The organism is Fuscovulum blasticum DSM 2131 (assembly GCF_003034965.1).
GTDB classification, from domain to species: Bacteria; Pseudomonadota; Alphaproteobacteria; order Rhodobacterales; family Rhodobacteraceae; genus Pseudogemmobacter; species Pseudogemmobacter blasticus.
The window spans coordinates 174,988-187,181 of the sequence record NZ_PZKE01000007.1 but is presented as its reverse complement, the minus strand read 5'-3'; the positions used below and the strand labels follow the sequence as shown (position 1 = coordinate 187,181).

At 67.5% G+C, this 12,194-nt stretch carries 10 protein-coding genes; 5 read left to right on the top strand and 5 right to left on the bottom strand.

Annotated features, from left to right (window positions below):
- The first annotated feature begins 113 nt into the window (after positions 1-113).
- Genes C5F44_RS09495 through C5F44_RS09485 form a run of 3 tightly spaced genes read left to right on the top strand, consistent with a single transcriptional unit; the run spans position 114 to position 3,490 of the window.
- Positions 114-1,595, top strand: coding sequence for an acetyl-CoA hydrolase/transferase family protein (locus tag C5F44_RS09495; RefSeq protein ID WP_107673282.1), 1,482 nt, complete (start codon positions 114-116; stop codon positions 1,593-1,595).
- 57 nt (positions 1,596-1,652) lie between these two features.
- Entirely contained in the window at positions 1,653-2,441 is a 789-nt protein-coding gene (locus tag C5F44_RS09490) for a ThuA domain-containing protein (RefSeq protein ID WP_107673281.1), read from the top strand.
- Positions 2,438-3,490, top strand: a complete 1,053-nt coding sequence (locus tag C5F44_RS09485; protein WP_235822591.1) for a Gfo/Idh/MocA family protein — start codon at positions 2,438-2,440, stop codon at positions 3,488-3,490. The genes C5F44_RS09490 and C5F44_RS09485 overlap by 4 nt, the downstream gene beginning before the upstream one ends.
- Positions 3,491-3,494: 4 nt before the next feature.
- Here the strand turns inward: C5F44_RS09485 and C5F44_RS09480 are convergent, their stop codons facing one another.
- The 4 genes from C5F44_RS09480 to ilvD all read right to left on the bottom strand — a co-directional run bounded on the left by C5F44_RS09480 (position 3,495) and on the right by ilvD (position 7,063).
- Positions 3,495-3,884 carry a hypothetical protein gene (locus C5F44_RS09480; protein ID WP_107673280.1) on the bottom strand — a complete coding sequence of 130 codons (390 nt, stop codon included), beginning with the start codon at positions 3,882-3,884 and terminating at the stop codon, positions 3,495-3,497.
- Positions 3,885-3,888: 4 nt separating this feature from the next.
- Positions 3,889-4,650: a DUF6478 family protein gene (locus C5F44_RS09475; RefSeq protein WP_107673312.1), complete on the bottom strand. Its 762-nt coding sequence runs from the start codon at positions 4,648-4,650 to the stop codon at positions 3,889-3,891.
- A gap of 114 nt (positions 4,651-4,764) precedes the next feature.
- Entirely contained in the window at positions 4,765-5,346 is a 582-nt protein-coding gene (locus C5F44_RS09470) for a hypothetical protein (protein ID WP_146161924.1), read from the bottom strand.
- Complete coding sequence (ilvD, locus tag C5F44_RS09465; RefSeq protein ID WP_107673278.1) at positions 5,327-7,063, bottom strand: dihydroxy-acid dehydratase; 1,737 nt, start codon at positions 7,061-7,063, stop codon at positions 5,327-5,329. Before ilvD ends, C5F44_RS09470 begins: the two co-directional genes overlap by 20 nt.
- Before the next feature lie 377 nt (positions 7,064-7,440).
- Between ilvD and pheT the strand changes: the two genes are divergently transcribed.
- A complete protein-coding gene (gene pheT / locus C5F44_RS09460) occupies positions 7,441-9,861 on the top strand; it encodes a phenylalanine--tRNA ligase subunit beta (protein ID WP_107673277.1) in 2,421 nt (806 codons plus the stop codon).
- A gap of 68 nt (positions 9,862-9,929) precedes the next feature.
- Positions 9,930-11,537, top strand: a complete 1,608-nt coding sequence (locus C5F44_RS09455; RefSeq protein WP_107673276.1) for a GMC family oxidoreductase — start codon at positions 9,930-9,932, stop codon at positions 11,535-11,537.
- A gap of 2 nt (positions 11,538-11,539) precedes the next feature.
- On the opposite strand, the gene C5F44_RS09450 is transcribed toward C5F44_RS09455, so the two are convergent.
- Positions 11,540-12,193 carry a DUF1523 family protein gene (locus C5F44_RS09450; protein ID WP_235822590.1) on the bottom strand — a complete coding sequence of 218 codons (654 nt, stop codon included), beginning with the start codon at positions 12,191-12,193 and terminating at the stop codon, positions 11,540-11,542.
- Between the last annotated feature and the right edge of the window lies 1 nt (position 12,194).

Genomic DNA, 12,194 nt, shown 5'->3' with positions numbered 1-12,194 from the left:
AATAGGTATGCGATTTTCGCATACCGGCCTTCTCGCATACACCGGCATACCGCCGTTGCGCCCGCGCGGCCCTGAAACTAGGGGTCGCTCTGGTGCCGTCGAGGAGGAAGGCCATGCAAGATCGTATCCGTAACGCGGCGCTGCGCGACAGAATCGTATCCGCCGCCGAAGCGGCCGCCCTGATCCAGGACGGCATGGTCGTCGGCATGTCGGGCTTTACCCGCGCCGGCGAAGCGATGGCCGTGCCGCTGGCGCTGGCCGAACGAGCGCGCAGCCATCCGCTGAAGATCACGCTGATGACCGGGGCCAGCCTGGGCCACGATCTGGACAAGATCCTGGCCGAAACGCAGGTCACCGCGCGGCGCCTGCCGTTCCAGTCTGACCCGGCGCTGCGCCGCGCGATCAACGCGGGCGAGGTGATGTTCATCGACCAGCACCTGTCGGAAACCGTGGAACAGTTGCGCACCCGGCAACTGCCCGCGCCCGACATCGCCGTGATCGAGGCCACCGCGATCACCGCGGAAGGCGGCATCATCCCCACCACCTCGGTCGGCAATTCGGCGTCTTTCGCCATTCTGGCCAAGAAGGTGATCGTCGAGATCAACAGCGCGCATCCGCTGAGTTTCGAGGGGATGCACGACATCTTCATCCCGACCTACCGGCCGAACCGGATGCCCATTCCGGTGGTCACGCCCGACAGCCGCATCGGCCTGCCCTATATTCCGATCCCGCCGGAAAAGATCGCGGCCATCGTGATGACCTACAAGTCGGACAGTGCCGCCTCAATCGCCTCGCCGGACGAGGATACCGTGGCCATCGCCAATCACCTGATCGACTTCCTGTCGCATGAGGTGAAGATGGGCCGGATGGACAACCGTCTGGTGCCCTTGCAGGCGGGCATCGGGTCGATTGCCAATGCGGTGCTGCACGGGCTGATCGAAAGCCCGTTCCACGATCTGCGGATGTATTCCGAGGTCTTGCAGGATTCGACCTTTGATCTGATCGACGCGGGCAAGCTGACCTTTGCCTCGGGGTCGTCCATCACGCTGTCGGCGGCGCACAGCCGGCGGATCATGCAGGATTTCGACCGTTACAAGCCGCATCTGATGCTGCGGCCGCAGGAAATTTCCAACCACCCCGAGGTGGTGCGGCGGCTGGGGCTGATCGCCATCAACACCGCGCTGGAGTTCGACATCTACGGCAACGTGAATTCGACGCATGTTATGGGCACGCAGATGATGAACGGCATCGGCGGCTCGGGCGATTTCGCGCGCAACGCGCTGCTGTCGGTGTTCGTTACCAAGTCGGTCGCCAAGGGCGGGGCGATTTCGTCGGTGGTGCCGATGGTCAGCCACGTTGACCATACCGAACATGATGTCGATATTCTGGTGACGGAAACCGGCCTGGCCGATCTGCGCGGACTGGCCCCGCGCGAACGGGCCCGGATCATCATCCGGAACTGCGCACACCCCGACTGGCAGTCGTCGCTGCAAGACTATTATGACCGCGCCTGCGCCTTTGGCGGCCACACCCCGCATATCCTGGAAGAGGCGTTCAGCTGGCACATCCGGCTGCGCAAGACCGGGCGGATGTGACCGCTTTCAAAGCGCTTTGAACCCCGATAGCCTGCGGGCAGAAAAGGGGGATTCGGCATGTCGGATATTCGCGTCACCGTCTGGGGCGAAAATGTGCACGAACGCACCAACGCGGTCGTGCGCGGGATCTACCCGGAAGGTATGCACAGCACCATTGCGGCGGCGCTGAACGCGGCGGGCGGCATCACGGCCCGCACCGCCACGCTGGACCAGCCCGATCACGGCCTGCCCCCCGGCAGTCTGGAAGAAACCGACGTGCTGCTGTGGTGGGGCCATTGCGCCCATGGCGAGGTGCAGGATGCGGTGGTTGACCGGGTCTGCAACGCCGTATGGTCGGGGATGGGGGCGATCTTCCTTCATTCGGCGCATTTCTCGAAACCCTTCAAGCGGCTGATGGGCACCCCCTGCAACCTGACCTGGCGCGAGGCGGGCGAGCGGGAACGGCTGTGGCTGACCTCGCGCAATCACCCCATTGCCGCCGGCCTGCCCGATCATTTCGAGCTGGAACATGAAGAGATGTATGGCGAACCCTTCGGGATTCCCGATCCGATGGAAACCGTTTTCGTTTCCTGGTTCCAGGGTGGCGAGGTGTTCCGGTCTGGCGTGACCTACAAGCGCGGCGCGGGCAAGGTCTTCTACTTCCGGCCGGGGCATGAAACCTATCCGACCTATCACGATGCACATGTGCAGCGGGTGATCGCCAATGCCGTCCGCTGGGCGCACAACCCGGCCCCCCGGGTGGCCGATCCCTGCGATGCGCCCAACGTGCCGGTGGACACCGCGCTGGAGCCGATCACCGAACGCGGCCCGCGCCTGCATGGCCAGGATGATCGGGGGTTCCGGTGACGATCCGCCTTCTGGTTCTTGGCACCGGCGGCATGGCCGCCAACCACGCCACCGCCTTTGCCGCCATTCCCGGCGTGCGCCTTGTGGCGGGCGTGGACACCCGCGCCGAACAGCTTTCGGCCTTTTGCAGCACCCACGGCATCCCGCACGGCTTTGCCAGCCTGGATGAAGCCCTGGCCTGGGGCAAGTTCGACGCCGTGACCAATGTCACCCCCGACGCGGCCCACCACGCCACCACCCTGCCGCTTCTGGCGGCGGGCAAGCATGTGCTGTGCGAAAAGCCGCTGGCGACCAATGCCGCGCAGGCCGATGAAATGGCCGCAGCCGCCGAACGGGCGGGCGTGGTGGCCATGGTCAACCTGACCTATCGCAACGTGCCCGCGCTGCAGAAGGCGGCGCAGATCGTGCGCGAGGGCGCGCTTGGCGCCATCCGGCATTTCGAGGCCAGCTATCTGCAAAGCTGGCTGACCCAGCCCGCCTGGGGCGACTGGCGCACGCAGGACCAGTGGCTGTGGCGCCTGTCCACGGCGCATGGGTCCAAGGGGGTGCTGGGCGATGTCGGTATCCACATCCTGGATTTCGCCACCTTCATCGCAGGGCAGCCCGCGACCGAGATTTCGGCCCGGCTGGCCACCTTTGACAAGGCGCCCGGCGGCCGGATCGGCGCCTATGCGCTGGATGCGAATGACAGCGCCACGATGCAACTGCGGCTGGCCGGCGGGGCGCTTGGCGTGGTCCATGCCAGCCGCTTTGCCACCGGCCATTTGAACGACCTGCGGCTGCGGATCTATGGCACCGAAGGCGGGCTTGAGGTGCGGTTCGAAAACGCCACCAGCCGGCTGTCGGCCTGCCTGGGCATCGACCGGCTGTCGGCGGCCTGGCGTCCGGTTGATTGCCCGCCGGTGCCGACCATCTATCAGCGCTTCATCTCGGCCATCCGGGGCGAAGGCCCGGCGGACCCCGGCTTTGCCCGGGGCGCGGAATTGCAGCACTGGCTGGACCGGGCCGAAGACAGCGCCGCCGCCGAAGCGCGGGCGCTGCCGGTCTGACGCCCTATTCGCCCGACGGCGCGGGCGCCGTTTCGGCGCAATGGCGGCGGAAGGCGCGTTTCAGCAGGTCAAGTTCGGCGCGCAGCAGATCAATCTCGGCGCGCAGATCCTGTTCCGACGCCGCGCCGGTGATGATGGTGAAATGCGCCAGCGTCTCGTTGCCCGCTTGCAGCAGGAAGGTCTGCACCCCGTCATTCAGCAATTCGGCCGGGACCGGCAGGCGCAGCAGGAAATCGCCCGGCCCCTTGGCAACGGGCGTCACCGTCAGCCCTGCCACAGCCTTGCCCTGATGCGTCACCTCAAGCTGCGGCGCGGTCTCGCCCACGGCGGCAAGAACGCCTTCCCAAACCCCGGCGCGCAGGCGCGTCTGCGTCAGTTTCACCTTGTCACCCATGATCCTACACCTCGGCCCTTGGTCTGCGGCTGACCGACAGGTCGCGCAGAACGATCTGGTTCATCTCGGGCCCGTCAAAGATCAGGTCCAGCCACAGCTTCTCGATCCGCTTCTCGACCACCTTGGTATAGGTCAGGTCGAATTCGACCATCGTCTCATCGCTGTCCAGCGGCAGCTTGCGGACCACCTTTTCGACATTCGGGCCGTGCTTGATGTTCAGCCGAACATAAACCTCGATCGGCCGCTCGGTCTCGACAATCGCGTCCACCCGCACCAGATGGCGCAGCAGCAGCCCGTCGGCACCTTCGGGGGGCAGGTCCAGCACAAGGCTGAGATAGGTTCCGTCGAAGCGGAACACTTCCAGCGACAGGCCGAAGGGGGCCATGTCCGATTCGCGGGTGTTGCGGACCTGACGGTAGGAAATCTCGCTCAGCCCGCAATCGTGGAACAGGGTCACCCCGTCATGCAGCGTCTCGCGGCCTGACACGCCGGCGGCGCCGGGCTGCGGAATGGCCCCGCGCCAGGGGGCGGGCCGCCAGGCCCAGTCGGTGCCGGCCGGGCGGCGGACCTTGGTGGTTCCGATGGCGGGCAGCGTCAGCCGGTGGTCAGCCTCATGCAGCAGGCGGTCAACCTGCCGGCGCAGGGACCGCGCCTCGTCACGCAGACGGCGCAACTGCCCCAGGCCCATGGCCGGGGCTTCATCGGCCCATCTGGTCCAGCGCGACAACATCCGCCGGAACGCCAGCTTCTCCAGAACTTTATTCACGAGCACCACCATCGTTCGGCCGTTACCGACCCTTAAACGAGACCCGCGCCTGATTGGCATATCATGGCTGAAACGTAAACCGAATCGCTGACTTGACCTATGGTAAGTCGCCAATCACGGGGCAGAACCGCGATTGGCTGCCCGCATTGAGGCAATGCTGCGATCCAGCAGCGCCCGACCGGCCTTGGCGTCAAGGCTGGCCCCCCTGGGTGCGCTGACGGCGATGGTCACCGCCCGGCCGTTGAGGCCGATCAGCGCCCGCCAGATGCGGCCGACCGCGCGGTCGGTCAGGTCCAGCACCAGCGCGCCATCGGCCACCGCGACCGACCGCACCGCGACCGAACTTGCCCGCCCGTCGCGCGCCAGGGCCGCCCGACCGGCGGCGCTGGTGAAATAGGCGCTCAGCGCCGGCGCCCCGCTTTCCAAGACGGAGGCCGATCCCGGCCCGCCCACGGTGACGGTGATCAGCGCCGGCTTCGCCGTGCCGCTGCCGGAACAGCGGCCCAGCACGGCGACGGCGGTCCTGTCGGTCTGATGCCCCGCCTTGCCGTCGATGCAATAGCCCGAGGGTCCGGCCACAGTGACCGCGCCCCCCAGCACCGGCGCCGATGTGCGGCCCGTCGTGCCCGGCATTCCGCCGGGCACACAGGCCGCCAGCAGCAGGGCAGCGCCGGCCTTACTGATCCATGTAGACATGCGCCTCGTCCTTGGCGCCGGGGTGCGTGACCGCGCCATAGCGGGCAGACCCCACCAGCCGCGCATATTTCCACAGCGCGCCCGAGGTGTATTCGGTCTTGCGCGGGCCTTTCCATTCGGCCTTGCGCTTGGCCAGTTCCTCATCGGACAGCGCCACCGACAACTCGCCCGTCAGCGCGTTCAGCGTGATGACGTCGCCGGTGCGGATCAGCGCAATCGGGCCGCCATGCGCGGCTTCGGGGCCGACATGGCCCACGCAGAAGCCACGGGTCGCACCCGAGAAGCGGCCGTCGGTGATCAGCGCCACCTTCTTGCCCATGCCCTGACCGGACAGGGCGGCGGTGGTCGCCAGCATCTCGCGCATCCCGGGGCCGCCGGCGGGGCCTTCGTTGCGGATGACGATGACTTCGCCTTCCTTGTATTCGCGCGCCTTGACGGCGGCGAAAGCCTCTTCCTCGCATTCGAAAACGCGGGCCGGGCCGGTGAAGACCTGTTCCTTCTCGGTCATGCCGGCCACCTTGACGATGGCCCCGTCGGGCGCAAGGTTGCCCTTCAGCCCGACCACGCCGCCGGTCTTGGTCAGCGGCTTGTCGATGGAATAGATCACCGTGCCGTCGGCCTCGCCGCGGATTTCCTCAAGGCTTTCGCCCAGGGTCTTGCCGCTGGCGGTGATGCAGTCCAGGTGCAGCAGGCCGGCGCGCGCCAGTTCCTTCATCACCACCGGCACGCCGCCCACTTCGTACAGATCCTTGGCCACATATTTGCCGCCCGGACGCAGGTCCACGAAATAGGGCGTGTCGCGCATGATGTCGGCCACGTCGAACAGGTCGAAGTCGATGCCCGCCTCATGCGCGATGGCCGGCAGGTGCAGCGCGCCGTTTGTGGAACCGCCGGTGCAGGCCACCACGCGGGCGGCGTTTTCCAGCGCCTTGCGGGTAACGATGTCCCGCGCGCGGATGTTCTTCTCGATCAGGGTCATCACGGCAACGCCCGAAGCCTCGCCATACTGGTCGCGGCTTTCATAGGGCGCGGGCGCACCGCTGGAATTCAGCAGCGCCAGGCCAATGGCCTCGGACACGCAGGCCATGGTGTTCGCGGTATATTGCGCGCCGCAGGCCCCGCTGGACGGGCAGGCGATCTTTTCCATGATCTCCAGCTCCGCCTCGCTCAGCGTGCCGGCCTGGTTCTTGCCCACGGCTTCGAACATGTCTTGAACGGTGATGTCCTGGCCCTTGTAGCGGCCGGGCAGGATGGACCCGCCATAGATGAAGACCGAGGGCACGTTCAGCCGCACCATCGCCATCATCATGCCGGGCAGCGACTTGTCACAGCCGGCAAGGCCCACCAGCGCGTCATAGCAATGGCCGCGCATCGTCAGTTCCACTGTATCGGCGATGGCATCGCGCGAGGCGAGCGAGGACCGCATCCCCTCATGCCCCATGGCGATGCCGTCGGTCACGGTGATGGTGGTGAATTCGCGCGGGGTTCCGCCGCCCTTTTTCACGCCATGCTTCACGATCTGCGCCTGACGGTTCAGCGCGATGTTGCAGGGCGCCGCCTCGTTCCAGCAGGTGGCCACGCCCACCCAGGGCTGGTGGATTTCCTCTTCGGTGATCCCCATCGCATAGAAATAGCTGCGGTGCGGGGCGCGTGCCGGCCCTTCGGTGACATGACGGCTGGGCAGCTTCGACTTGTCGAACCGCTGGTTGGTGGACATTGGCTTTCTCCCGCAGAATTCGCTTTGCGAAGGGGATATAACCATGCCCGCACAGGGGCAAGCGGCGCGTTGCGGGGAAGGGCCGTCAGCCCGCCAGAAGCGGGAAGCCCAGCCACAACAGCAGGAAGCCCGCGCCCATCAGCAGGCACAGCAGCCAGACGGGCAGGCCCTTGCGGCGTTTCGGAACTTCAAGCCAGTCATCCATGATGCCACCCTAGCGCAACCTGGACGCGAAATCCCAGCCCTATTCGCCGCAGCCCGGCCCCGGGGGCGGAAACCCGCGCAATCGGGCAGGCCAGCGTTGCCCTACCCCGCCCTTCCCCTTGCGCCGGCTTTGCGCTAATCCCTCCGCCGACCCCGCCCAAGGACCGCTTGCGATGAAATTCACCCTTTCCTGGCTTTCCGATCACCTTGAAACCTCGGCCAGCGTGACCGAGATCGCCGAGGCGCTGACCGACCTTGGCCTTGAGGTCGAGGGTGTCGAAGACCCGGCCGAACAACTGGCGCCCTTCCGCATCTGCCGCGTGATCGAGGCGGTGCAGCACCCCAACGCCGACCGCCTGCGCGTCTGCCGGGTGGCAACATATCCGGGCGGGCCGGGCAGCGAGATGGTCGAAGTCCAGGTCGTCTGCGGCGCCCCCAATGCGCGCACCGGGCTGGTGGGTGTGTTTGCCCCGGCCGGCACCCATGTGCCCGGCACCGGGGTGGACCTGAAACCGGGCAACATCCGCGGGGTCGATTCCAACGGGATGCTGTGTTCCGAACGCGAACTGATGCTGTCGGATGATCATAACGGCATCATCGACCTGCCCGAAGATGCGCCGCTGGGCGCCCGCTTCATTGACTGGCGCGGCCTGAACGACCCGGTGATCGAGGTCAAGGTCACGCCGAACCGCCCCGATGCCCTGGGCATCCGCGGCATTGCCCGCGATCTGGCCGCGCGGGGCCTGGGCAAGCTGAAGCCGCTGGACATCGCCCCGGTCGCGGGCGGGTTTGACAGCCCCATCGCCGTGCAGATCGACCCGGCGCTGAAAGCAAAGGGCTGCCCGCATTTCGCCGGGCGGGTGATCCGCGGCGTGACCAACGGCCCCTCGCCCGACTGGCTGCAAAAGCGGCTCAAGGCGATTGGCCTGCGCCCGATTTCGGCGCTGGTCGACATCACCAACTTCTTCACCTACGCGCTGAACCGCCCGCTGCACGTCTTTGACGCCGACAAGGTGGCCGGCGGCAGCCTGCGGATTCACCCCGCTGCCGGTGGCGAGGAATTCCTGGCGCTGGACGGCAAGACCTACACGCTGGCCGCCGGCCAGATGGTGATTTCCGATGATGCGGGCGTGGAATCCCTGGCCGGCATCATGGGGGGCGAACTGTCGGGCTGCACGCCCGAGACGGTGAACGTCTTTCTGGAAAGCGCCTGGTGGGACCCGATCACCATCGCCGCCACCGGGCGCGCGCTGAAGATCAACTCGGATGCGCGCTATCGCTTTGAACGCGGCGTCGATCCGGCCTTCACCCTGCCGGGGCTGGAACTGGCCACGCAGATGGTGCTGGACCTGTGCGGCGGCGAGGCCAGCCATGTGGTGCAGGACGGTGCCGCGCTGGACACCACCCGCAGCTACAAGCTGAACCCGGCCCGGGTGATCAGCCTTGTCGGCATGGACATCCCCGAAGCCGAGCAGCGCCGCACCCTGACGGCGCTGGGCTTCACCCTGCGCGGCAATGACGTGACGCCCCCTTCGTGGCGGCCCGATGTGCTGGGCGATGCCGATCTGGTGGAAGAGGTGGCGCGCGTCGCCTCGCTGTCGCGGCTGAAGGGCGCCCCGATGAAGCGGGGCACGCCGGGCGTGCCGAAGCCGATCCTGACGCCGCTGCAACAGCGCGAAAAGGCCGCCCGCCGCACCATCGCGGCGCTGGGTTACAACGAATGTGTGACCTACAGCTTCATCGACGCCAAGGCCGCCACCCTGTTCGGCGGCGGGTCCGAGGCGGTTCGGGTTGAAAACCCGATCTCGTCCGAGATGAGCCACCTGCGCCCCGACCTGCTGCCCGGCCTGCTGGCCGCGGCGGCGCGCAATCAGGCGCGCGGCTTCATGGATCTGGCGCTGTTCGAGGTGGGCCCCGCCTTCCAGGGCGGCGAGCCGGGCGAACAGCACCTGCAAGCCACCGGCCTGCTGGTGGGCGCTTCGGCGGCGCGCGATCCGCACGGGTCGCGCCGCGCGGTCGATGTCTATGACGCCAAGGCCGATGCCGAGGCGGTGCTGGCCGCGCTGGGCGCCCCCGCCCGCGCCCAGATCAGCCGCAAGGTGGCCGGCTGGTGGCACCCCGGCCGGTCCGGCGCCATCGGGCTGGGGCCGAACACCATGGCGACCTTTGGCGAAATCCACCCCCGCATCCTGCGCGAGATGGATGTGAAAGGCCCCGCCGTGGCCTTCACCGTGCTGGTCGCCAATGTGCCCGCGCCCAAGGTGAAAACGCCCACCCGCCCGGCGCTGGCGATCAGCGACCTTCAGGCGGTGGACCGCGATTTCGCCTTTGTGGTGGATGCGGGCGTCGAGGCGCTGACCGCCGTCAACGCGGCGCTGGGGGCCGACAAGGCACTGATCGAAAGCGTCCGCGTCTTCGACCAGTTCACCGGCGACAAGGCCGAGGCGCAGATGGGGGCGGGCAAGAAATCCATCGCCCTGACCGTGCGCCTGCAACCCACCGCCTCCACCCTGACCGATGCCGAGATCGAGGCGGTGTCGGCGAAGATCGTGGAAAAGGTGTCCAAGGCCACTGGCGGCACGCTGCGCGGCTGATCCCGGCTTTCCGGGCTGACGGTGCGTCACGCTTCCGTGACGCGCCGTCCTCGCCTAGCCTGCGGGGCATGGAATTCGATTTCATCATCGCGGGCGGCGGATCGGCCGGGTCGGTTCTGGCCGCGCGGCTGTCGGAAGACCCGGCCGTTTCGGTCTGTCTGGTCGAGGCCGGCGATAGTGCGCGCGACCTGCTGGTCCGCGCGCCGGCGCTGGTGGCGGCCATGGTGTCGGGGCGGCCGCCCCTGCACAACTGGGCGCTGCACACCGTTCCGCAAGCCGGGCTGAACGGCCGCCGCGGGTTTCAGCCGCGCGGGCGCGGGCTGGGCGGCAGTTCGGCGATCAATGCCATGCTCTACATTCGCGGCACCCCGGCCGATTATGACGGCTGGGCCGATGCCGGCGCCACCGGCTGGGACTGGGCCAGCGTCAGGCCGTGGTTCCTGCGGGCCGAAGGCAATATCCGGGGCGCCGGCCCCGACCATGGCGCCGACGGCCCGCTTCAGGTGGCCGACCAGCGCCACCCCCGCCCCATCACCCGCTCCTTCATCGAAGCGGCAGGCACCTGCCAGATCGCCCCGAACGACGATTTCAACGGCCCGGTGCAGGACGGGGCCGGTCTCTATCAGGTGACCCAGTTCCACTCTGGCCCGCGCAAGGGCGAACGCTGTTCGGCCGCCGCCGCCTATCTGCATCCGGTCATGGGCCGCCCGAACCTGACCGTCCTGACCCGGACCCGCGCGCTGCGGCTGGTGCTGGACGGCCGCCGCGCCACCGGCCTTGTCGTGCGTGGGCGGGGCGGTGAAACCACGCTCACGGCGCGGCGCGAGGTGATCCTGTCGCTGGGCGCCTTCGGCTCACCACAGCTTCTGCTGCTGTCGGGTATCGGCCCCGAGGATGAACTGCGCGCCCATGGCATTGCCCCGGTGCATGTGCTGCCCGGCGTGGGGCTGAACCTGCAGGACCATCTGGATTACACCATCAGCCACAGCTCGCCCCGGCGCGATGTGGTGGGGCTGAACCCGCGCGGGCTGATGCGGCTGCTGAAGGCAGGCTTGCGCTGGCGGAAAACCGGCGAGGGGCTGTTCGCCTCGCCCATGGCGGAAGGGGCGGCCTTCCTGCGATCAACCCCGCAGGAACCGCAGCCTGACCTGCAAATTCATTTCGTGGTGGGAATCGTCGATCAGCACATGCGCAAGCTGCACATGGCCGATGGCTGGTCGGCCCATATCTGCGCGCTGCGGCCGTTCAGCCGGGGCACGGTGGGGCTGACCTCGGGCAACCCGCTGGCGCCGCCGCGCATCGACCCGGCCTTCCTGTCCGATCCGCGTGATCTGCCGCTGTTGATGCGCGCCGCGCGGCGGCTGGAAGAGATCATCGCCGCGCCACCGCTGGCGCCCTGGCGCGGGCGGCGGCTGTATCCGCACAACGGCAGCGATGCCGCGCTGGAAGCCGACATCCGCGCCCGCGCCGACACGATCTATCACCCGGTCGGCACCTGCCGCATGGGCCAGGACGATCTGGCCGTGACCGACCCCGCCCTGCGCGTGCGCGGCATCAGCGGGCTGCGGGTGGTGGATGCCTCGGTCATGCCGCGGCTGATCGGCGGCAATACCAACGCCCCCACCATCATGATCGCAGAACGCGCGGCGGCCCTGATCCGGGCCGACCGCGCCTGAGCTTAGCGGCGCGGCGTGCCGCGCCAGGTTCCGATCCAGGCCATGAAGCGGCCCCAGACGCCGCGAACCTCGTCGGCCGCGGCATCGGCGCGGGAATCGATGGCGCTCAGCGCCGGGTCCACCGTCCGTTCGCGGAATTGCAGCCACATGCGCCGGATCATGAAGATCACGAAGGCCAGGAAGGTGAAGATCACGATGTTCACCCAAGGAATGATCGTGACATCCGGCCCTTCCACCTGCTTCACCGCCACCGCATTGGGGAAGATGGTGAACAGCTTGTTGCGCCAGCCGTAATGCGTGACCGAAACCCAGATCGGCTTGTCGGGCGACGAACCCAGCTCTTTCGCCTGGGTCTGCAGCCCGTAGCTGTCGACCTTGAAATAGGGCGGCCAGCCCCAGCCGGTATCTTCGTTGCGGTATTCCATCGTCTTGCCGTTCGGATAGACGGCGTTGATGAAGAACACGTCGCGGCTGGTGCTGTTGGCCATGCCCACTTCGGCCCGGCTCCAGAAGATCGAGTTGTCACCGACATCGACGCGCCGGTTTTCCGTGCCCACGATGCGCACGATGTCATGCTGCGGCAGGGTGTAGTGGAAGAAGGCAAACAGGCAGAGGCCGATCACCGTCCAGAAAGCCCATTTCAGATAGCGCATCATC

Coding starts and splice junctions, on each gene's coding strand:
- C5F44_RS09495 (WP_107673282.1), top strand. CDS start 114: ATGCAAGATCGTATCCGTAACGCGGCGCTGCGCGACAGAATCGTATCC.
- C5F44_RS09490 (WP_107673281.1), top strand. CDS start 1,653: ATGTCGGATATTCGCGTCACCGTCTGGGGCGAAAATGTGCACGAACGC.
- C5F44_RS09480 (WP_107673280.1), bottom strand. CDS start 3,884: ATGGGTGACAAGGTGAAACTGACGCAGACGCGCCTGCGCGCCGGGGTT.
- C5F44_RS09470 (WP_146161924.1), bottom strand. CDS start 5,346: ATGTCTACATGGATCAGTAAGGCCGGCGCTGCCCTGCTGCTGGCGGCC.
- ilvD (WP_107673278.1), bottom strand. CDS start 7,063: ATGTCCACCAACCAGCGGTTCGACAAGTCGAAGCTGCCCAGCCGTCAT.
- pheT (WP_107673277.1), top strand. CDS start 7,441: ATGAAATTCACCCTTTCCTGGCTTTCCGATCACCTTGAAACCTCGGCC.
- C5F44_RS09455 (WP_107673276.1), top strand. CDS start 9,930: ATGGAATTCGATTTCATCATCGCGGGCGGCGGATCGGCCGGGTCGGTT.
- C5F44_RS09450 (WP_235822590.1), bottom strand. CDS start 12,193: ATGATGCGCTATCTGAAATGGGCTTTCTGGACGGTGATCGGCCTCTGC.